This is a genomic window from Peptoniphilus grossensis (genome assembly GCF_001940285.1).
GTDB lineage: Bacteria > Bacillota > Clostridia > Tissierellales > Peptoniphilaceae > Peptoniphilus_A > Peptoniphilus_A faecalis.
In genome coordinates, this window is sequence record NZ_MJIH01000001.1 from 178,374 (window position 1) to 200,312 (window position 21,939).

Below are 21,939 nucleotides of genomic sequence, written 5' to 3' on the forward strand. Positions count from 1 at the left end.
TAATATACAAATTGATTATGTATACTTTTCTTCTAATTATTAAAATTTTATTTAAAATATTTCTTAATAAATTTTATCAATAATTTTAACATACATTCGTTCTAAACAAATATTCTAGACATCCTCCTTCCGTATAACTTTATAAAATATGTTATAATAAATTTTAGGTGATAAAATGTCTTTAGACGGTACAGTAGTTAAAAATTTAGTTTATGAAATAAATAATCGAATTATAGATGGCAGGATAGATAAAATTTACCAAAATAACAATGATCTTTTAATTAATATTAGGGCTAAGGGTAAAAAAGAAAGGCTTTTTATATCTATTTCTGGAAGTCCTAGAGTATATTTTAGTGAAGAAATTTTTGATAGTCCACAAAATCCGCCAGCCTTTTGTATGCTTCTTAGAAAACATTTAGAAAACAATCAAATTCTTGAAGTTTCACAATATAAAATGGATAGAATCATAAAGATACTTGTTAAGTCTCGTGACGAGTTTGGTGAATTTTCTAAAAAAGCACTTATAATTGAACTTATGGGAAAGCATTCAAATGTTATATTAATTGATGATGAGCTTAAAAAAATTATTGATTCTTTAAAGAGAATTAATTTTAATTTATCTAGTGTTCGCGAAGTCCTACCAGGGCTTACTTATAATCCAGAGGATATTTCAAAGGGATTTAATCCTTGCGAAGTAAATTCTATAAGTGAATTAATAAATAATTCAAATAAAAATTTAAATTTAAAAACTTTTTTCTTGAAAACTTTCACTGGTATTAGTCCACAAATGTGTAGTGAAATTGAATATAGATCTAGTGTTGATTTTAGAAGAATTGTATCTTCATTATCTGAAAGTGAAATTAAAAATTTAGAAGAAGTATTTTTAGAAATCTTTAAAGAAGTAAAAGAATATAAATTTTCGCCAATAAAGATTTATAGGGATGGAATATTTAAGGATTTTTATTCCATAGATTTAAAGGAACTTAGTGAAAATGAAAAATCTAAAGTAGAAAGCATCTCTTCTCTCCTTGAAGAATTTTATAATTCTAAATTTTTAAGAGATACTCTAGATTTAAAGAATAAGGAACTAAAAAAGTCTATAAAGAAAAATATAGAGAAATTGAAAAAAAAGATTTCTAATCAATCAAATGAATTAAATATCGCATTAGATAGAGATAAATTCAAAGTTTATGCCGATTTAATATCTTCAAATTTTTATAAAATAGAAAAAGGTGCAATATCGCTAAAAGTTGAAAATTTTTATAACGAAATGAAAGAAATTGAAATTCCATTGGATCCAAAGCTAGATGGACCATCAAATGCATCAAAATATTATAAAAAATACTCTAAATTAAAAAATGCAGCTAAGTTTCTTGCGGAACAAATTGAAATTGGAAAATCTGAAATTAGTTATTTAGAATCAATTTTACTAAATATTGATTTTGCAGAAACGCCAGATGAAATAGAGGAACTTTATGAAGAATTAGAAAAAGAAGGATATATAAAAAAGAAGAAAAATAATAAAAAGAAAAAAGATAATAAAGAAAATTATATTTATATAAAAACAGAAGATGGTTTTGAAATTTTTATAGGAAAAAATAATAAGCAAAATGATTATTTAACTCATAAAAAAGCAAAAAAAAATGATCTATGGTTTCACGTAAAGGATGCCCCAGGTTCTCATGTAATATTAAAAAATGACAACAGAAATTTTACTAATAATTCCTTAATTACTGCCGCTAAATTAGCTGCAAAGTATAGTTCACTTTCAAAATCAAAAAATATTTCTGTTGATTACACTTTTAAGATCAATGTAAAGAGACATCCTGCAAAAAAACCAGGTCTTGTAACTTATACAAACTATAAAACTATAAATGTAAACATAGAAAAAGAATAAAATTAATAAAACTTTGCTCTTACTTTCAAAGTAAGGGACAATAGATGTTGCAAAAGTCCTAAAATTAAAAAAAGGTTAGAAAACTAAAATTCCTCCTGATATTATTTTATCAGGAGGAATTTTAATACCTAGAATGGGAACTAAATTGTGAATATGGAAAATTATAATCTTTAAAAGATGTTTTCACTCTCATAATTTAATGGCTCTATAATATCTGTTGGGGAGTAAATCTCTAACAGATATTTTTATGTAAAAAAAATTGCACTTATACGCATTTAGTCCTAAACTTAAAATAACAACAAACTTTGTTAGGAGGTGCATATAAGTGCAAAATAATAATAACATGAATTTGTTGGGTTTTAAAGATGTAATTTTTGATAGTTTTTGTGAGGATAAGGAATTTGTTCACATTTATGCTTCTGTTACAAAGATGGATACTTGTCCTCACTGTGGTTCTACAAAGATTTGGGTTCATGATCATAGGATTCAAAAGATTAAGGATACTCATATTCATGGTAAGAAATGTCTTATTCATTTAAAGAAGACTAGGTATGATTGTAAGTCTTGTGGTTGTCGTTTTGAAAGAGAACTTGATTTTATTGCTAAGGGTCACACTATGACTTATAGGCTTGTTTTTGCTATTGTTGCTGAATTTAATGAACTTCATTCTAGCTCTTCTATTGCTAGTAGGTATAATGTTTCTTCTAATACTGTTTTGAGAATTTTACATTGTTTATATGTTTCAAGAGCAAAACTTTCAAGTGTATTGTGTATAGATGAGTTTAAAGGTGATAGTGGAAATATTAAGTATCAAACTTCTCTTCTTAATGGTGATAAGCACTCTGTCATTGATATTTTGCCTACTAGGGATAAGAACTTTTTGTTTAAATACTTTAAAAAAGTTCCTAACAAGGAGAGACAAGAAGTTAAGTTTTTTGTAAGTGATATGTCCAATACCTTTAAGTCTGTTAAGAATAGGTTCTTTAAAACTTCTATCCATATTGTTGATAGGTATCACTTCATAAGACAAGTTTCATGGGCTTTAGAGAATGTTAGAAAGAGGATTCAAAAAGATATTTCTTCTAAGCTTAGAAAGTATTTTAAGAGAAGTAGGAGTCTACTTACAAAACCTGCTTCTAATTTAACAACTGAACAAGCTAAAGAAGTTTCTTTAATGCTTGATTTAAACAACGATTTGAAGTTAGCATATAGGTTAAAGGAACTGTTTTACCAATATGTTCTAAGTCAACCCAATAAAGTTAGAGCATCTAAATCTTTAAGGGAATGGATAAGAAGAGCTGAAGAATCTGATTTAAAAGAATTTAAATCTTGTATCACTGCTTTTAATAACTGGTTTGATGAGATATGTAATTCTTTTGATTATACTTGGTCTAATGGTCCACTTGAAGGAACTCATACTAAGATAAAGACTTTAAAAAGAAATTGTTTTGGTATGAAAAATTTCAATTTGTTTAGAAAGAGAATCATGTTTTCATGTAAGTAGTTGTTGGGAAAACAGGAAAATTTTGCAAAACCCCTAGGGGTTTTGTTTGCTATACCTATTTTTAGTAATTTTTTAGTTATTTTAGTTTTGATATTCTAATAGCGCCTAAGTATTGATTTTTTAATGGAAAGAGAGACTCGAATTAACGAGTCTCCCCAATATTTGACATAGAGCCAATTTAATTCTCATAATTTAATTAGACTTTCTTTATCAAGTGCATTTAACAAATGTATTAATGCAAATTTTATGTGATAATAAGATAGCCCTCCTTGGAAATATACATAGTATGGTTCTCTCATAGGACCATCTGCTGAAAGTTCAATAGATGATCCTTCTATAAAGTCACCTGCTGCCATTATTACCTTATCATTATATCCTGGCATATCCCAAGGAATTGGAGTAAATTCTGAGTCAACTGGTGAAGAAAATTGAATATATTTACAGAATGTTTCTAAAATTTCTGGCTTCTGTAATTCAATTGCTGTTACAATATCACTTCTTGGCTCATCACTTGATGGAATTGTTTTAAAGCCCAATTCTTCAAAACATTTTGAAAAAAGTGTAGCTCCCCTTATTGCATCTTCGACAATTTTTGGCGACATAAAAAGTCCTTGAAGTATTTGTCTAGTCATTCCAAAGGTAAGCCCACAATCCTTTCCTATTCCTGGGGCGGTCAAAATATTTGCTGCTCTATTTATAAGTTCTGATTTGCCTGCTAAATAACCGCCAGTATAAGAAATTCCTCCACCAGGATTTTTTATAAGAGATCCCGCCATAATATCTATTCCTAGTTCACTTGGTTCAATTAATTCTGTAAACTCTCCATAGCAATTGTCTACAAAAATTTTTATATCTTTGTTTATTCTCTTAACTTCATCAATGGCTTCTTTAAGTTCTAGTATTGTAAAAGCTCTTCTATTTGAATATCCCGTTGATCTTTGCATTATTACAAGAGTTGTATTATCTTTTATATAGTTTTTTATGCCTTTAATGTCAATCTTATTATTCACTAATGGAACTTCAGAATATTCATATCCAATTTTTATTAATGAATCGGGACTATCTCCTCTTATGCCTATCACTTTTTGCAATGTATCATAGGGAGTAGATGTAACTGACAAAAAATGATCTCCTGGCTTTAAAGCTGATTTTATTGCAAGAGTAATTGCGTGAGTTCCAGAAACTATATTAGGTCTTACAAGGCTATCTTCTGTCTTGAAAATTCTTGCGTATATGCTCTCTACTTTATCCCTTCCAATGTCTCCATAGCCATAACCAGTTGTCCAGTTAAAGTCAGTTGATTTTAAACCTTCTTTTTGCATAGCTTTTAAAATTTTAACTTGATTATACTGTGCAATGTCGCTAAATTTTTGAAATTTATCTTTTAATTTGGCTTCATTGTTATTTACAAATTCAATTATTTTCAAGTCAATGTTATACTCTTCTTCAAATAATTTATCGTATACTGTCATCTTTTCTCCTAAATTAATTTGCTGTCTATATAATTTTCTATGTCAAATAAAATATTGTCTGACTCTCTGTCAAACCATTTTATTCTTTCATCTCTCCTAAACCATGTAAGCTGTCTCTTTGCATAATGCCTTGAATTTTTTTTAATTAAATCAACCATTTCGTCAAATTGAATTTCTCCATCTAAATATGAAATGACTTCTTTATAACCAATTGCTTTAAGTGATTGAGAATCCTTGTCTAAACCAGCATCTAAAAGGTTTTTTACTTCATTTACAAGTCCTAAATCAATCATTTTATCTACACGATTATTGATTTTTTTGTATAATTCATCTCGATCCATGTTTAAACCAATATAAATTAAATTGTAGTCCTTATTTTCTTCTCGAAAATTATTTCCTTTTTTATTTCCACTTTTTAAAATTTCTAAGGCTCTAATAATTCTCTGACCATTGTTTTTGTGTATTTTTTTAGCCATTTCACTGTCTTTTTTTAAAAGTTTCTCGTATAAAAATTCGCTTCCCTCTCCTTCTAAAATATTGTTAAGCTCCTTTCTATACTCATAATCAGGTTCAGTCTCGGTAAAATTTAAATTGTAGACTATTGAATTGATATAAAGTCCCGTTCCTCCAACTAAAAAGGGAACTCTTCCTTTGTTATTTATATTAGTAATAATTTTTTTTGCCTCATTTTTAAAATCGGCAACGGAAAAATTATCTGAAGGTTCAATAATATCGATCATGTGATGAGGAATAGAAGTTTCATTTAAGTCAATTTTTGCCGTTCCTATATTTAATTTTTTATAAATTTGCATGGAATCACAAGAAACTATCTCTCCACAATATTTTTTAGCAAGTTTAAGAGAAAGGTCAGTCTTTCCTATTCCTGTTGGTCCAGTAATTATAATTAAATTTTCCATTTACTCCCTCAAAAATAATTTTGAAATAGTGTGCTTTGATACCTCCACAATTGTTGGTCTGCCATGAGGACATGTGTAAGGATTTTCACAATTCTTTAAATCTCTAATTAAGGATTCTATTTCCATTTCAGAAAGATCATCTCCAGACTTAACAGAAGCTTTGCAAGCCTTTTTCATAATTTCATATAAATCTGCCTCATAATTTGATGAAATTTCTTTATCAAGAGAATCAATAATATCTCTTATAAAATTTACATAAGTTGGAAGGCCAAAAATCATTGGGACTTCCCTTAAAACAACAGAATTATCTCCAAAGTTTTCAATTTTAAATCCTAGTTTAGTAAACAAGTCTAAATAATTTAAAATTTTGTCATACTCAATTTGATTTAGTTGTATTATTTCAGGCTTTAATAATATTTGTGAAGTAATTTCACTATTTAAATACATATGCAAAAATTTTTCGTAATTAACTCTTTCATGTGCTGCATGTTGATCCACAACAAAAATTATGCCATCTCTTTGGTTTTCTAAAAGTATATAAGTTTTGAAGAGAATTCCTGCAATATTAGTATTTAAAAGTTTCTCGTCAATTTGACTTTTTTTATTATCAAATAAAAAGTTTTTTTCTTCATGAATTTCTTGATTTAAAGTTTTTTCTTCAAGCTTCTCAACTTCATTATTCTCGACTTCATCTTCTTTATATAAGACTGCATCTTCATTAAAGGCATTATATAAATTGTCTTCATAATTTTTATATTGCGATTCATTTTTTAAATCCCATATACTTTTTAAATTTGTATGAGATTCATTGCTTTGAGAATCATCTCTTGGTTTATCATCATCTAGGAAAATATCAAAAACATTTATATTTTCCTCTTTATCTTTGATTTCGATTTCTCTTATACTTCGATTTGGATAAATTACTTCTTCAACGATTTCGGTTAAAATAGCATTTAAAATATTTTCATTAGAAATTTTTATTTCATTTTTCTTTGGATGAATATTAACATCAATTAACTTTGGATCAATGTCAATATAAAGAACAAAGACAGGATATCTATTTAATGGTATTAAAGAGTGATATTTTTTTTCTACAGCTCTAGAAATATTAATATTTTTAATAAATCTTCCATTTACAAATATATATTGGCTGTCTCTATTTGATCTAAAAGTTTTATTGTCAGAGAAAAAACCTTTAATTTTATAATTTTCTGACTCAAAGGATCCTTCATTTAATGAAGATGCAATTTCTGAACCTAATATACTAAAGATTCTGTTAATTGGATCCTTGTCGCTTCCAGTATTTAAAATTGTTTTTCCATCTTTAATTAATGTAAATTTAATATTATTGTTGCTAAGGGCAATTTTTTGCACAGTATCAATTATATTATTTATCTCCGTTAAATCTTTTCTCAAAAATTTTTTTCTAACAGGAGTGTTATAAAAAACATCGGTAATTACAAAAGTAGTTCCCTTTGGCATACCAATTTTATTTTTCTTTATAATTTTTCCATTTTCTATTACAAGGGAATTTCCAGCAAGGTCCTCTTCCCTTTTTGTCATAAGTTTTATCTTTGAAATATTTGAAATGCTTGCAAGAGCTTCACCACGAAAACCAAGAGTTCTAATTTTTTCAAGATCTTCAATTTTTTCAAGTTTTGAAGTTGAATGACGTAAAAATGCAATATTAAGATCTTCTTCAGAAAAGCCAGATCCGTTATCTGAAACCTTAATAAAATCTGTACTTTCTCCCCTAATTTCTATGAGAATATTGTCTGCGCCTGCATCAATAGAGTTTTCTACTAATTCCTTTACAATTGAAGCGGGATTTTCAATTATTTCTCCTGCAGCTATTTTAGAAATAGTTGCTTCATCTAAAAGTCTAATCATTATAACTCCTTGGATTTATTTATAATTTCATTTAATAAATTAAAAGCTTCCATTGGACTTATTTCAAGAATATTAATTTCCTTCAATTTGTTAATAAAATTTAATATTTCTGGATTATTGTCTTCTTTTTTTATATATTCTTTGTTTAAGTCAACATTAATATCTTCATTTTCCTTTTCAATTACATTCAAAACCTCTTTGGCTCTACTTATTATTGTTTCATCAATGCCCGCAAGCTTTGCAACATCAATTCCATAGGAGTTGTTTGTAAATCCCTTGATTATTTTTCTTAGAAATATTATTTCATCATCTTGTCTATCAACTGCAATAGTTAAATTTTCCACAGAATCATATTTATCTTCAAGATGAACTAGCTCGTGATAATGGGTTGCAAAAAGAGTTTTAGCTTTTATATTTTCTGCAATGTATTCGATTATCGCATTTGCAATGGCAAGTCCGTCAAAAGTACTTGTTCCCCTTCCAACTTCATCTAAGATCAATAATGATTTAGGAGTTGCATTGTCGATTATGTCTGCAACTTCTTGCATCTCAACCATAAATGTAGATTGTCCCTTAGAAAGATTGTCACTAGCACCAATTCTTGTAAAAATTCTATCTACTAAAGATATATTTGCACTATCGCAAGGCACAAAACACCCTATATGAGCCATGATTGTTATAAGAGCAACTTGTCTCATGTAAGTTGATTTTCCAGCCATATTTGGTCCAGTAATTATGTGAATCATGTGCTTTTTGGTGTCGATATAAGTGTTATTTGGAACAAAAAAGTCATCATTCATATAGGATTCTACAATAGGATGTCTTCCATTTATTATTTCTATAAATCCATCTTCATTAAACTTTGGTCTTACATAATTATTTAAATTAGAAACTTTTGCAAGGGATAAAAGCGCGTCTAAATTTGAAAGATTGTCTGCCAAAATTTGTATTTTATAAATTTCGCCCGCAATATAATCCTTTAATTCATTGTAAACTTCAGACTGAAGACTTAGGGCTCTTTCCTTTGAACCAAGAAGCTTGCCCTCCATGTTTTTTAATTCTAAGGAGAAAAATCTCTCTGATCCAACTAAAGTTTGTTTTCTTATATAGTCATCAGGAACTTGATCTAAAAAAGATTTTGTGATTTCAATAAAATATCCGAGAATTTTATTGTGCTTAATCTTTAATTTTTTTATTCCAGTTCTTTCTCTTTCTTTATTTTCAAAATCAAGTAACCAATTTTTACCTTCAATTGCAAACTTAAAAAGTTCGTCTAAATCCTCAGAATAACCTTCTCTAATTATTCTATTATCCTCAATGACAACAGGAGGGTTTTCGATTAAAATATCTTGGATTTTTTCATAAATATAAGTTAAGTCTATAAATTTTTTGCCCAAATATTTTAAATATTCATTGTCATAGTTTTCTAAAATTTCTTTTATCTTTTCCGAATTTATAATTGTATTTTTAAGAGAGGCAATTTCACGAGGATTTATGCTTCCATTGGAAATTTTTACAACAAGTCTTTCAATATCATATACTTCCTTTAATAGTTTTTCTAATTTATCTTGAAGAAGTAAATCCTTAGTAAAAGCTTCTATTAAGTTTTGCCTCTCAAATATTTTATCTATATCTACAAGAGGACTCTCAACCCATTTTTTTAATTTACGTGAACCCATGGATGTGCTACATTTATCCAAAACATCTAATAGAGAACCTTTTTTTGTAAAGGTATTAAGACCCCTTACTACTTCAAGAGTTCTTTTTGAACTTTCATCTAAAATTAAATAATCAAAATTATTGTAATATTTTATATTATTTATGTGCTTTAAATTTATTTTTTGAGTAACTACTAAATACTGTAAGATTTTCTTTAATGATGTATAATCAGAAATATTATTTTCATAAATAAAATTTTTTAAACTATTTTTAAAATTTACACTAAAATATTCTCCAAGCTCTTTAAACAAATCTATATCCCTTAAATTTTCTGAAATATAAGGATTAATAAAAATATTATCTCTTTTAATTTTATCTTTAAACTTAGAAGTAATCTCTTCATTTAAAAGTATTTCATTGGGACTAATTCTGTCAATTTCATCTTGTAAGAAATTATAAAGCTCTGATTTTGACAAAAAAGTTTTTTCAGTAAAATAAATTTCTCCAGTAGAATAATCTGAATATGTTAAGTTCAAAGAATATCCGTGAATAAAAATTGAAAGCAAATAATTATTTAAATCGCTATTTAAATATTCTGTATCAGTAAATGTCCCTGGAGTAATAATTTGAGTAACTTCTCTTTTTACTATACCCTTTGCAAGTTTGGGATCCTCTACTTGATCACAAATTGCAACCTTGTAGCCCTTATTTATTAATTTTGAAATATAACCTGATGCCACATGATAGGGAACTCCGCACATAGGCGCCTTATCTTCTAGACCCGCATCTCTTTTTGTGAGAGTTATTTCCAACTCTCTAGAAGCAAGGAGTGCATCATCAAAAAACATTTCATAAAAATCACCGAGCCTAAAAAATAAAATTGCATCAGGATTTTTATCTTTGACAGCAAGATATTGCTGCATCATAGGCGTTAATTTTTCACGATTCAATTTTTTCACCCACTAAAGAAAAACTGTTTGCATCCTTTACTCTAACTTTTAAAATTTTACCAATATCCTCTTTATTTCCCTTAAAATTAATAAGCTTAAATTCGTCAGTTCTTCCGCTTACATATGTGTCGTCCTTCTTTGAAAAATCTTCAACCAAAACATCTACATCTCTTCCAATAAATGCCTTATTTTTCTTCTCTTGTATTGGGTATAAGACTTCCAAAAGTCTCTCAAATCTCTCATGCTTAACTTTATCAGGAACTTGCTCCATTTTAGCTGCAGGAGTATTTTCTCTTATAGAATATATAAAAGTAAAGGATGTATCATACTCAACTTTTTTAACTAAATCCAAAGTGTCTAGAAAGTCCTCTTCACTTTCTCCAGGAAAGCCTACCATTATATCTGTTGAAAGGGCAATATTTGGATTAACATTTTTTATTTTGTCAATTTTTCTTAGATAATCTTCCTTTGTGTATTTTCTATTCATCATTTTTAAAACTCTTGAAGAACCAGCTTGAACTGGAAGATGCAAAAAGTTACAAAGCTTATTTAAATTTTTGAAAGAATAAATTAACTCATCAGAAATATCCTTTGGATGAGATGTCATAAATCTTATTCTCTCAATTCCCTTTATGTCATTAATTTCTTCAATTAGATTTGCAAAGGAAAATCTATCGTCAAAATTTTTGCCGTAAGAATTTACATTTTGCCCAAGAAGAGTCACTTCCTTAGTTCCGCTTTTTGCTAATTCTTCAATTTCTCTAATTATTTCAAGGGGTTTTCTACTAGTTTCTCTTCCCCTTGTATAAGGAACTATGCAATAGGAACAAAAATTGTTACAACCATACATAATGTTCACATAGGATTTGAAATTATAAAGTCTATTTGCACCAAGAGAGTTATCAATGTTAAGTGGATTTTCCTCAATATCAATTGAAAGTTTTTTGCCTCCATAGGATAAACTTAAAAGTTCAGGAAGTTTCCAAATATTATTTGTTCCAAAAATAATATCAACATTTGGGAACTTTTCCATTACATAATTTCTAGATTCTTCTCTTTGCATCATACATCCGCACACTGCAACTTTAATATCTTTTTTCTTTGACTTTAAATTTTTTAAATTGCCAAGTTGACCATATACTTTATCTTCTGCAGAATGTCTAACAGAGCAAGTGTTTAAAATTACAAGGTCTGCATCTTCAACCTCATTTACAAAAATATAACCCATTTTTTCAAGAAGCCAAGTTATTTTTTCAGAGTCATGTTCATTCATTTGACAGCCATGAGTTATAACAAGTGCTTTTTTTGTGTCAATATTTTCTTTTATATTTCTAATATATTCATTAATATTGTTATTTATATCATTAATTAATTCTTTATTTTCCATTTACATCCTCATTTCATGTCTTTATATTATAACTGAAAAACAGTCTAATTATCAAGAAAAGAGTATGCAAACACATACTCTTAGCCTAAAATACTATTTAAATATCTAGCAACGTATACGCCACAGGCAGATGCTTGTGAAAGCGAATGAGTTGCACCTCCACCATCTCCTACTACAAAGAGACCTTCTACTGAAGTTTCAAAGTTTGAGTTAGTTTCAACTCTTGAGTTATAAAACTTGACTTCAACTCCATATAAAAGAGTGTCGTCATTGGCAGTTCCTGGTGCAATCTTATCAAGAGCATATATCATTTCAATAATAGAGTCCAATTGTCTTTTTGGAATTACAAGGGACAAATCTCCTGGTGTTGCTTTTAAAGTTGGTTCAGTAAAGCATTTAAGCATTCTTCTCGCATCAGATCTTCTTCCCTTAACAAGATCTCCAAATCTTTGTAAAAGAACTCCACCGCCTAGCATATTGCTAAGTTTTGCTATGGATTCCCCATATTCATTGGAATCTTTAAAGGGTTCTGTGAATGTATTGCTAACTAAAAGTGCAAAATTTGTATTATCAGATTGCAGTTTTGGATCCGCATAGGAATGTCCATTTACAGTTATAATTCCATTGGTGTTTTCTGCAACTACTTGTCCATAGGGATTCATGCAAAAAGTCCTCACAAGATCATTGTAACCTTTAGTTTGATAAACTATTTTTGATTCATAGACAGCGTCCGTTATATGTTTAAATACTTCGGCAGGAAGTTCAACTCTAACTCCAATATCCACTTGATTTGAAAATAAATTAATATTAAACTTTTTGCAAATTTGTGAAATCCATTTTGAACCGCTTCTTCCTGAAGCCAAAACTAATTTATTGCAATAAAATATTTCACCCTTATCAGTTGTAAGTTTAAATTCATCATTTTTTTCAACATCAACAATAGTTGTGTTAAAAATCATGTCAATAGTATCCTTTGTCCATTCAAAAATTTTTTCTAAAATTTTTACATTTCTATCAGTTCCAAAATGTCTGACCTTGGCATCAAGTAAATGAAGATCGTGTTTTAGCGCAAGAGTTTTTAAATTTGAAGCAGTTGTTTCATAAAGTTTTGAATTTCCACCGTCAAATTTACAAAGAACAGCATCTACATACTCCATTAATTCAATTGACTCGTCTTTTCCGATATAATCATGCATTTGCCCGCCAAAATTTGTAGTTATATTATATTTTCCATCAGATAAGGTTCCTGCGCCGCCATATCCATTCATAATATTACAAGGTTTACAGCCAATGCAATTTTCAACTTTACCAGTTTTTATTGGACATTGTCTTTTATAAATTGTATTTCCCTTATCAATTACTAAAACTTTTAAACTTGAATTTAATTTTTTAAATTCATAGGAAGCAAATACACCACTGGCACCTGCTCCAACAATTATCACATCGTACTTATTCAAATTATTTCTCCTCGCTAAAAATGCTCATGAAATCAGTGAATCTTTCTGGAAATTCATCTATAATTTCAACAACCTTACCTGTTATTGGGTGAATAAATTTAAGTTTATAAGCATGCAAAAGCTGCTTATTTATTTTATATTTATTTTTTACACCATAGGTTTCATCACCAACAACTGGATGATTTACATATGATAAATGCACTCTAATTTGATGGGTTCTTCCAGTGTGGAGCAGAACATCAAGTAAAGTAAATTTATCAAAATTTTTTAAAACATGAAAGCTTGTAGAAGAAGGTTTGGAGTTTTCTTCTATTACTTTCATTTTTATTCTATTATTAGGATCTCGTCCAATGGGAGCATCAACTTTAAAATCTTCATCGATAATTCCGTGGACTATTGCTAAATAATGTTTTTCAATTTTGTGATTTTTAAACATCTCTATGAGCTTGTAATAGGCTTCATCTTTTTTTGCAATAATCATAAGACCAGATGTATCTTTATCAAGCCTATGTACAATTCCCGGTCTTTCTTTATCTATTGGATTGGATAAATCTTTAAATCTATATAATAGACCATTTACGAGAGTCCCACTAGTATTTCCAGCTCCAGGATGCACGACTAATCCTTGTGGCTTTGATATTATAGCGAGATAATCATCCTCATATAAAATTTTAAAATTAATTTTTTCTGGAAGGAGTTGCCTTTCATTTTCATAAGATACTGTAATTATATCGCCTTTTTTTAAACTATATCCAGCTTTTACAATTTTTCCATTTAATAGGATATTACCTGATTCAATGTGCTTTTTTATCTGTGATCTATTTATTTCAAGTTTTTTATTTAAATATTTATCAAGCCTAGAGTCAACAAACTCTGAATTTATTACAAAAGTATTTTTATACATAGATCAACCTTTATTGTCATGGAGAATTATTCCAATAGAAATTAAAATCGTTCCAATAACAATAAACATGTCGGCAAAATTAAAAATTGCAAAATCATGTCCAAAAAACTTCATGCTAATAAAATCAACTACATAATGAAGCCTAATTCTATCAATAAAATTTCCAATAGTTCCACCAATAAGAAGACTGAAACTTAATAAATAAATAAAAGGTATCTTATTGTAATTTTTAACTAAAAATATTATTAAAACTAATAAAACTACAATAGTAATTATTGCAAATAAAAACCTAAATCCCTGTAAAATTCCAAAGGCTGCTCCTCTATTTTCTATATAGTATAATTTCAAAAAATCATCTATTAAAACAATTGGATTTTCATTTGCAATATAAGTAACTACCAAATATTTTGTGAATTGATCTATAATTATTAAAATAATGCTAAAAATAGCAACAAACATAGTATCTCCTTATTTGTTTAATCTTACTATAACGACAAAATTTCCTTTCTTAGTGTTTCCTTCTACATCATAAATTCTAAATCTCCCGTACTTTCTTAAGGAAACTAGATCTCCCAAATCTAGCTCAAAATGAGATCTAGTCTCAACGGAAAAATTAACTTTTACAAATTCATTGTTTATCATGTTTTTTACCCTTGATCTTGATAAATTAAAAACCTTTGAAATTAAATTGTCGAGCCTAAAGGATGAAACAATGATTTTTTTATAATAAAATTCTTTTTTAGGAAGATCAAGGATTTTTTCTTGACGACTAAGAATAACATTATATTTGGAAATTTTTGTGAGATTCATTTCTATAAAGTTTGCAATTTCTCTTTTAACAAAAAAATAAGTGAATTTTTCGCCAATTAAAATATCACCTATTTTTCGTCTGTCTATGCTTAAACCCAAAATTGATCCAAGCACATTGCCATGTTTAATTTTTTCATTAGATTCAAATTTGAATAAGACAATATCATCTGCATCATTCTCATATTTAAAACTTGGATAAATATATATGATATTAGCTTCACTGTCTTCATATCCTCCAAAAACTTTATAGGAAATCTCATTTTTAAACCTATTTAAAATGGAAATAGATAAATTAATCTCATGAGGATTTAAAAAGTCAGTAGATGTAGTTATATAATTATTCATTACATACTCTATCTTATCAATAACTTTTCTTATAGCAGTTCTTTCCTCAGGTCTACTTATATGATTAATTAAATCTATTCTATTTAATTTTACCAAGGAAACATTCCATTGTTTTTAAGTTGTTCTTTTAATCCATCGATTTCAACATTATTTGGTGCTAATATAAAAATATCTTTGTTCACTTTTTGCATCTTGCCATCAACTGCATAAAGAGCTCCACTTACGAAATCAAAAATTTGTCTTTTAACATCAACATCAAGTTGTTCAAAATTTAGAACAACAGCTTTGAAATCTCTTAAATCATCAACAATAAGTGGTGATTCATCATAAGAAAGTGGCTCGTGGACTGTAATTACCATACCATTTGATGATACTCTAGGTTTAGATTTAGTGTGAGTAATACTCTTTGTTGTATAAGTAGGTTCAACCACTTCATTTTCTTTAACATCATTTTCAAACTCATCGTCAAAATCTTCGTATTCATATTCATCTGCAAAACCGAAAATTTTCTTTAATTTGTCCATTGTTTTTTCTGCCATAATATCCTCCTAATTATAATTTCTATTTCCAAATAATTTAGAACCAACCCTAATCATATTGGCTCCTTCCTCTATCGCCAATTTAAAATCATGGCTCATGCCCATTGATAAATATTTCATTTCAACACCTACATAGTTCTTTGACGAAATATTTTCAAACATAATATTCATTTTCTCAAATAATTTCCTTAGCAAAGTTTCGTCAGGACTATTAGGTGCAATTGCCATAAGCCCTTTTATATTTATATTTTTATAATCTAAAAGTTCATAAATAAAATCTTCTGTGTCCTCATACTTTATACCAGATTTAGTTGCCTCATTGCCAATATTTATTTGCACAAGACAATCGACCTTAATATTATCCCTTGCTGCTCTTTTATCAATTTCTTTAGCTAATTTTATTCTGTCAAGGGACTGAATTAATTCTACTTTGTCATAAATATATTTTACTTTATTAGTCTGTAAATTGCCAATTAAATGAAAATTTATTTTATTATTTTTTAATTTATTTTCAATTTCTTTATCTTCGATTTTTGAAACAAGCTCTTGAACTTTATTTTCGCCAAAATCTGTAACACCAAGTTTATTAAATTCCTTTATCATTTCAACAGGATGTGTCTTTGAAACAGCAATAAGCTTGACATCTCTACAAAAATTTGAATGATCTTTTGCAAGCTCAATGTCTTCATAAAGTTTTTTTAAATTTTCTTCTAAATTCAAAATACCACCTCAATTTAATATTCTCGACTCATCCACAGTTTTTGGATTTAATACAATGGCATCATTTACAGTTACAGTTTTATAACTTTTATCGCCAATGCTAATCACAGACTGTTTATTCCCCTTATTAATAAATACATTATCGCTATTTTCATTAACTATATCAACGGGAACAAACTTGACAAGACCTTTTATCTCTTGAACATACACTCCCGTCAAATTATCTCTATTGATTAAAGTAGATTTGGGAATTTCAAACCCTTTGGTCTTATTTACAATAATTTTACCATCGTGAATTCTATTTGAATACATATTTTCAAAATATCTATCTAGACTTACAATTATAACTGCATGATCTTTATCTTTGTTTATTTTTTCTACATTACCATACAGATTTTCAATATCAGGAATTTGAATTTTTACAGAATCACCAATATTGTAGTTTGTAATTTGTGATACATTATTTATTGTACAAGCGACTTTCCAATTGATATTGTTTATAATCTTAAAAAGAGGATCTCCATTTTTTACCTTAGTTTCCATTTCTAGGCTTTTAAAATTATAATTTTTATTTAGATATTTATAAGTAAATTTATCTAGATTGTCAGTTTTGAAATAATCTTCATTTCCATCTATTTTATAAGAAACAATGCCACTAAATTCAGTAACATATGAAAAATTATATTTAGAAATTTTGTCTTCTAAATCCTTCTCTTTAAGCATAAGGGTATCTTCAGATAATGAAAGATACTCTTTTAACTCTGCTTCGTTAATATTTTCTATAGAAACTTCATCAGAGGAATTAATATCAAAGTAAACTCCTGAATAATTTTTATTTTTTATTTGTTCTTGAAGATTTTTTGTAAAGCTATGGTTATTTTCTTTTTCTATTGGTTCAATTCCTTTTTTAATTTTTAATGCAGCTTTAACTTTATTTAAGTCGTCTTTTAAAGATGAAACATCTTCCATTAAATTTAAGTTTGCAACTTCATAACCAGCTGGAACTTTTTGTCCTTCACTAGCGTGAAAAACAGCAATACCATCACCTATGGAAAAATATGTTTTCTCCTCAAATAAATTATAAATTTTTGTATCAATGTCTTTTTCAAAAGTGGTCAATGTCGGGAAAATTGTTTTATAATTATTTATGCGATTGCCTCTTATTAATTTCGTAAAAAATATCATTATAATAATAAAAAATAAAAAAGCAATTAGCCTTCTCTTAAAAAATTTATTTTTTTTTAAAAAATTCTTCAAATAACCACCTATTCACCAAATAATTATATCACAAACTCCTGCAATATGTTATTATTCGAAAAAGATTTGCTCTATTTCGTCCTTATTTTTTCTAGTCATTAAATCAAACACAGCTTTATTTGGATCATAATTTTCATACAGTACTTGATAAAGTGCATTTGTTATTGGCATTTCAATGCTTTTTAACTTAGAAAGTTTATAAGCAGCCTTTACAGTTTTTACACCTTCCACTACTTGACCAACTTCTTTGCAAGCTTCATTCATAGATTTCCCCTTGCCAATTAAAATTCCAGCTCTCCTATTTCTTGAGTGCATACTTGTACATGTAACTATTAAATCTCCAATTCCCGACAATCCATTAAAGGTATGCGGATTTGCACCCATTGCAATACCAAGCTTGCTCATTTCATAAATTCCACGAGTCATAAGAGCTGCTTTAGAGTTATCACCATAGCCAAGTCCATCATTCATTCCTGCTGCTAGTGCAATAATATTTTTGAGAGCTCCTCCCATTTCAACTCCAATTAAATCAGGATTTGTGTATATTCTAAAAATTGAAGTAGAAAATTCATGTTGAATAATTTTCGCTGCCTTTAAATCTGTAGATGAAGCTACAACTGTTGTAGGAATGTCCTTTCCAACTTCTTCGGCATGCGATGGACCAGAGAGTGCCACAAAAGAATTATCTTTTAAAACTTCAGCTGAAATTTCTGAAATTCTCTCCAATGTTTCAAGTTCAATACCCTTAGATAAATTCACAACAATTGTCTTTTTTGAAATTTTTCCCTTAATGCTTTCTAAAATTTCTCTAGCACTAGATGTTGGCACTGCAAGTACAAAAATATCAATATCGTCAAGAACAGTATACAAATTGCTAGTTAAGTTTATATCATTGTTAAATTTAGCTCCTGGAAGATATTTAATATTTTCTTTATTTTTCCTTATATCTTCAGTTACAGATTTATTTCTAATATAAAAATTAACATTATGTCCTTTATTTGACAAAAGCCTTGCAATAGCAGTCCCCCAGCTTCCACCACCGCATAGTGTAATATTCATTTTCTACCTCCTATTTTATTTTCATTTCCAGCTATAATTCTCTTAATATTTTCCTTATGTCTTATTATTCCAATTAAAGCAATTATGATAACTAAAATTATATTTGAAATACTTAGTTGGGACATAAAAGTGTAGACAATAATAATAGAAATAAAAAATAGAATTGAACCAACTGAAACTATTTTTGTAAGAATAGTTCCTAGAACCCATACAATATAACATATTAAAGTGAGTGGGAAATTAAAAAGTGCAAGTGCACCAAGCGTTGTTGCAACGCCTTTTCCACCTCTAAAATTCATGTAGAAGGGAAAATCATGTCCTATAACAGCTCCAAGTATTCCCAGAGGAACAAAATTTGTTCCAAAAATCTTTCCTATAATATAAGTTACAGCTACTCCCTTAAAAAAATCAATTGCAAAAGTTAAGACTCCAGCCTTTTTGCCAAGAACTCTCATTGCATTAGTTGTGCCAGCATTTCCAGATCCGTAATTTCTAATATCTTTATCTAAGAATAATTTTCCGATTATATAGGAACCGGAAATTGTTCCTATAAAATAAGATATAATTAAAACTAAAAGATAATTCATCTTTTAGGTCCTTTGTCAGCTCTTGAGCTAATTCTATTTTTTAATTCCAAAATAATTGGAGTTCCAACAAAGGAATAAGTTTCTCTAATTTGATTTTCAATATATCTAAGATATGAGAAATGAAACAACTCTTTATCATTTACAGAAAGTAAAAATTTAGGTGGTCTAACACTTACTTGAGAACCGTAATATAGCTTTCCTCTCTTTCCTTTATCAGATGGAGGTTGGTTCATCAAAACAGCTTTGTTTAAAATATCGTTTAAGACGCCTGTTTGGATTCTATGATTGTAATTGTTGTTTACGACTTCTATTAAATCTAAGAAATCATTGACTCTTTGCCCAGTTTTTGCAGATATAAATATTATTGGAGCATAAGTAACAAAGGGAAGATTATTTCTAATATCTTTTTCAAAATTTTTCATGGTTTTTGTTTCTTTTTCAAGAGCATCCCATTTATTAACTGCAATAATAATTGCTTTATTATTGTCATGAGCATAACCTACAATTTTAGAATCCTGCTCTGTTACACCTTCAAGTGCATCGATCATAAGTACGCATACATTAGATCTTTCAATTGCCGTAAGGGTTCTTATAACAGAATATCTTTCAACCCCCGGAATTATTTTTTTCTTTTTTCTAAGACCAGCAGTATCTACAAAAATATATTCATTGTCTTTATATTTAATTAAAGAGTCAATGGAGTCTCTAGTAGTTCCAGGGATATCCGTAACAATTGATCTATTTTCTCCAGTCAAATAATTTAGAAGCGAAGATTTTCCGACATTTGGCTTTCCAATTAAAGTTACCCTGATATTATCATCATCTTCCATATCATTAATTGGTTTAAAATCACTTATTACTACATCAAGTAAATCACCCACACCTGTACCTTGTTCTGCACTTATGGCAATGGGTTCACCTAAACCTAATTCATAGAAGTCAAAAATATTTTCCTTTGTGATTTTTGAATCATATTTATTTACTGCTAAAACTACTTTAGTTTTATTTTTCCTTAAAAAATTTGAAATTTCTCTATCTGTAGGATTTAATCCCTCAGCGCCATCTACTAAAAATATTACAACATCAGATGTTTCTAATGCCATATCGATTTGTGCCTTTATATTAGACATAAAAATATCTTCATCTTTTAAATCAAGTCCACCAGTATCAACAAGTAAAAACTTATAATTAAGCCATGATGCAGGTTGATAAATCCTATCTCTAGTAACACCAGGAGTATCCTCAGTTATTGAAATTTTTCTTCCTACTATTTTATTAAATAAAGTAGATTTGCCGACATTTGGTCTGCCAATTATTGAAACTATGGGCATTTCCATATAATCACTCCTATCTTTATGATTATAACAAATTAAATTATTAGATTCAATTTACTATTTACAATTGAGAATAAAAATATTGAAATCTGATAATCTTATCTTCCATTATGGTAAAGGGAGTCAATGTAGGACATGATTTTAGGAATTTATTTGATTGATTAAGTATTACAGCTTCTTTTTCTAAAAGAAACCCTTGTCCTTCCTTAAAGAAATATATAAATTTATACTTTATACTATTTGTAATTAAGTTCTAAAAGATTTATAATTTTATTAAACCTAGTGATTTGATGGGATATAGGAGGTAATATGAAAGATATAATTATTATAGGAGCTGGTCCTAGTGGTGTAAGTGCTGCCCTTTATGCAAAAGCAAGAGGAAAGGACATCTTAATTTTAGAAAAAGAGCAAATTGGTGGAATAATTGGTCATGTGTCTAAAGTAAGTCATTACGCATCTGTTGATAAAAATGAAACAGGCGAAAGCTTTAGAAAAAAATTGGAAGCTCAACTTAAATATTCTAATATAGAAGTGGTTTATGAAAAGGCTATATCTATAAAAAAGGAAACTGATAAATTCATTATTGTCACTGACAAAGATACTTATGAAGCTAAAAAAGTTATTTATGCAGCAGGCTCTAAACTTAAAGAACTTGAGGTAGATGAAATTAAATCTTATCACTGGCCTTTTGGGAAAGAAGATTTGCTAAAAGATAAGCTAGTAATTATTAATGGAGGTTCCGATGGAGCAGCTAAGGAGGGTCTATATATTTCAAAATTTGCAAGAGAAGTTCATATAGTCCAAGATAAAGATAAGTTACTTTGCATCGACGAATTTAAAAAGAAAATTGAAGATAGTTCAAATATTATAGTTCATACTAGTGAAAAGATTGTAAGTAAAGTTTCAAATTCTGAAATAAAATTATCCTCAGGAAAAACAATTAAAGATAAAGATGAAATCTTAGTCTTTGTTCAAATTGGTCAAAGTGGAAACTCAGATATTTTAAAAAACTTAGAAAACTTTGATTTAGAAAATAGTTTTGTAAAGACTGATATAGAAAGTACTATTGATGGCCTTTTCTTTGCCGGAGATATCAGAGTAAAGTCTGTAAGACAAGTATCTACAGCTGTATGTGATGGAACAATAGCAGGCATTAAGGCAAGTCAAAGCTTGTAATAAAAAATTTATTTATGCTTTAAATTCAAAGATTAGAAACTTTTTAATAAAAATTAATTATATTTCAAAGAAAAA

The 21,939-nt window shown here is 28.3% G+C and carries 18 protein-coding genes; 3 read left to right on the top strand and 15 right to left on the bottom strand.

The window, feature by feature from the left end:
• The first annotated feature begins 175 nt into the window (after positions 1–175).
• Both BIV18_RS00905 and BIV18_RS00910 read left to right on the top strand, forming a co-directional pair.
• Complete coding sequence (locus BIV18_RS00905; RefSeq protein ID WP_075658809.1) at positions 176–1,897, top strand: Rqc2 family fibronectin-binding protein; 1,722 nt, start codon at positions 176–178, stop codon at positions 1,895–1,897.
• A gap of 343 nt (positions 1,898–2,240) precedes the next feature.
• Positions 2,241–3,401, top strand: coding sequence for an ISL3 family transposase (locus BIV18_RS00910; RefSeq protein WP_083635510.1), 1,161 nt, complete (start codon positions 2,241–2,243; stop codon positions 3,399–3,401).
• Between the two features lie 185 nt (positions 3,402–3,586).
• On the opposite strand, the gene BIV18_RS00915 is transcribed toward BIV18_RS00910, so the two are convergent.
• From BIV18_RS00915 to der, 15 genes are all read right to left on the bottom strand, one after another.
• Positions 3,587–4,873, bottom strand: coding sequence for a methionine gamma-lyase family protein (locus BIV18_RS00915; protein ID WP_075658813.1), 1,287 nt, complete (start codon positions 4,871–4,873; stop codon positions 3,587–3,589).
• An 8-nt stretch (positions 4,874–4,881) separates the two neighbouring features.
• Entirely contained in the window at positions 4,882–5,790 is a 909-nt protein-coding gene (gene miaA / locus BIV18_RS00920; protein WP_075658815.1) for a tRNA (adenosine(37)-N6)-dimethylallyltransferase MiaA, read from the bottom strand.
• Complete coding sequence (mutL, locus tag BIV18_RS00925; protein WP_083635511.1) at positions 5,791–7,680, bottom strand: DNA mismatch repair endonuclease MutL; 1,890 nt, start codon at positions 7,678–7,680, stop codon at positions 5,791–5,793.
• The gene (gene mutS, locus BIV18_RS00930; RefSeq protein ID WP_472924268.1) at positions 7,680–10,298 is read right to left on the bottom strand and encodes a DNA mismatch repair protein MutS; all 2,619 of its coding nucleotides are present in this window, start codon (positions 10,296–10,298) and stop codon (positions 7,680–7,682) included. The genes mutL and mutS overlap by 1 nt, the downstream gene beginning before the upstream one ends.
• Positions 10,279–11,676: a tRNA (N6-isopentenyl adenosine(37)-C2)-methylthiotransferase MiaB gene (gene miaB / locus BIV18_RS00935; RefSeq protein WP_075658820.1), complete on the bottom strand. Its 1,398-nt coding sequence runs from the start codon at positions 11,674–11,676 to the stop codon at positions 10,279–10,281. Before miaB ends, mutS begins: the two co-directional genes overlap by 20 nt.
• 80 nt (positions 11,677–11,756) lie before the next feature.
• Positions 11,757–13,133, bottom strand: a complete 1,377-nt coding sequence (locus BIV18_RS00940; protein WP_075658822.1) for an NAD(P)/FAD-dependent oxidoreductase — start codon at positions 13,131–13,133, stop codon at positions 11,757–11,759.
• A 1-nt stretch (position 13,134) separates the two neighbouring features.
• On the bottom strand, positions 13,135–14,037 hold the full coding sequence (locus BIV18_RS00945; RefSeq protein ID WP_075658824.1) for an RluA family pseudouridine synthase: 903 nt from the start codon (positions 14,035–14,037) through the stop codon (positions 13,135–13,137).
• Between the two features lie 3 nt (positions 14,038–14,040).
• Positions 14,041–14,496, bottom strand: coding sequence for a signal peptidase II (lspA, locus tag BIV18_RS00950; RefSeq protein WP_075658826.1), 456 nt, complete (start codon positions 14,494–14,496; stop codon positions 14,041–14,043).
• Between the two features lie 9 nt (positions 14,497–14,505).
• On the bottom strand, positions 14,506–15,288 hold the full coding sequence (locus BIV18_RS00955; RefSeq protein WP_075658828.1) for a YlmH family RNA-binding protein: 783 nt from the start codon (positions 15,286–15,288) through the stop codon (positions 14,506–14,508).
• Complete coding sequence (locus BIV18_RS00960) at positions 15,282–15,731, bottom strand: cell division protein SepF (RefSeq protein ID WP_075658830.1); 450 nt, start codon at positions 15,729–15,731, stop codon at positions 15,282–15,284. Before BIV18_RS00960 ends, BIV18_RS00955 begins: the two co-directional genes overlap by 7 nt.
• A 9-nt stretch (positions 15,732–15,740) precedes the next feature.
• Positions 15,741–16,451: a YggS family pyridoxal phosphate-dependent enzyme gene (locus BIV18_RS00965; RefSeq protein ID WP_075658832.1), complete on the bottom strand. Its 711-nt coding sequence runs from the start codon at positions 16,449–16,451 to the stop codon at positions 15,741–15,743.
• 9 nt (positions 16,452–16,460) lie between these two features.
• Positions 16,461–17,708 (bottom strand): biotin/lipoyl attachment domain-containing protein, encoded by a 1,248-nt coding sequence (locus tag BIV18_RS00970; RefSeq protein WP_075658834.1) that lies wholly within the window; start codon positions 17,706–17,708, stop codon positions 16,461–16,463.
• A 51-nt stretch (positions 17,709–17,759) separates the two neighbouring features.
• Entirely contained in the window at positions 17,760–18,767 is a 1,008-nt protein-coding gene (locus BIV18_RS00975) for an NAD(P)H-dependent glycerol-3-phosphate dehydrogenase (protein ID WP_075658836.1), read from the bottom strand.
• Positions 18,764–19,354: a glycerol-3-phosphate 1-O-acyltransferase PlsY gene (gene plsY, locus BIV18_RS00980; protein WP_075658838.1), complete on the bottom strand. Its 591-nt coding sequence runs from the start codon at positions 19,352–19,354 to the stop codon at positions 18,764–18,766. The genes BIV18_RS00975 and plsY overlap by 4 nt, the downstream gene beginning before the upstream one ends.
• Positions 19,351–20,691 carry a ribosome biogenesis GTPase Der gene (gene der, locus BIV18_RS00985; protein WP_075658840.1) on the bottom strand — a complete coding sequence of 447 codons (1,341 nt, stop codon included), beginning with the start codon at positions 20,689–20,691 and terminating at the stop codon, positions 19,351–19,353. The genes plsY and der overlap by 4 nt, the downstream gene beginning before the upstream one ends.
• A 306-nt stretch (positions 20,692–20,997) precedes the next feature.
• Here der and BIV18_RS00990 point away from each other — a divergent pair, with 306 nt between their 5' ends.
• On the top strand, positions 20,998–21,864 hold the full coding sequence (locus BIV18_RS00990) for an NAD(P)/FAD-dependent oxidoreductase (RefSeq protein ID WP_075658842.1): 867 nt from the start codon (positions 20,998–21,000) through the stop codon (positions 21,862–21,864).
• Positions 21,865–21,939: the final 75 nt, after the last annotated feature.

Excerpts from the sequence above, each read along its gene's own strand:
- BIV18_RS00905 (WP_075658809.1), top strand. The coding sequence starts at position 176 with ATGTCTTTAGACGGTACAGTAGTTAAAAATTTAGTTTATGAAATAAAT.
- BIV18_RS00910 (WP_083635510.1), top strand. The coding sequence starts at position 2,241 with ATGAATTTGTTGGGTTTTAAAGATGTAATTTTTGATAGTTTTTGTGAG.
- BIV18_RS00915 (WP_075658813.1), bottom strand. The coding sequence starts at position 4,873 with ATGACAGTATACGATAAATTATTTGAAGAAGAGTATAACATTGACTTG.
- miaA (WP_075658815.1), bottom strand. The coding sequence starts at position 5,790 with ATGGAAAATTTAATTATAATTACTGGACCAACAGGAATAGGAAAGACT.
- mutL (WP_083635511.1), bottom strand. The coding sequence starts at position 7,680 with ATGATTAGACTTTTAGATGAAGCAACTATTTCTAAAATAGCTGCAGGA.
- miaB (WP_075658820.1), bottom strand. The coding sequence starts at position 11,676 with ATGGAAAATAAAGAATTAATTAATGATATAAATAACAATATTAATGAA.
- BIV18_RS00945 (WP_075658824.1), bottom strand. The coding sequence starts at position 14,037 with ATGTATAAAAATACTTTTGTAATAAATTCAGAGTTTGTTGACTCTAGG.
- lspA (WP_075658826.1), bottom strand. The coding sequence starts at position 14,496 with ATGTTTGTTGCTATTTTTAGCATTATTTTAATAATTATAGATCAATTC.
- BIV18_RS00960 (WP_075658830.1), bottom strand. The coding sequence starts at position 15,731 with ATGGCAGAAAAAACAATGGACAAATTAAAGAAAATTTTCGGTTTTGCA.
- BIV18_RS00975 (WP_075658836.1), bottom strand. The coding sequence starts at position 18,767 with ATGAATATTACACTATGCGGTGGTGGAAGCTGGGGGACTGCTATTGCA.
- plsY (WP_075658838.1), bottom strand. The coding sequence starts at position 19,354 with ATGAATTATCTTTTAGTTTTAATTATATCTTATTTTATAGGAACAATT.
- der (WP_075658840.1), bottom strand. The coding sequence starts at position 20,691 with ATGGAAATGCCCATAGTTTCAATAATTGGCAGACCAAATGTCGGCAAA.
- BIV18_RS00990 (WP_075658842.1), top strand. The coding sequence starts at position 20,998 with ATGAAAGATATAATTATTATAGGAGCTGGTCCTAGTGGTGTAAGTGCT.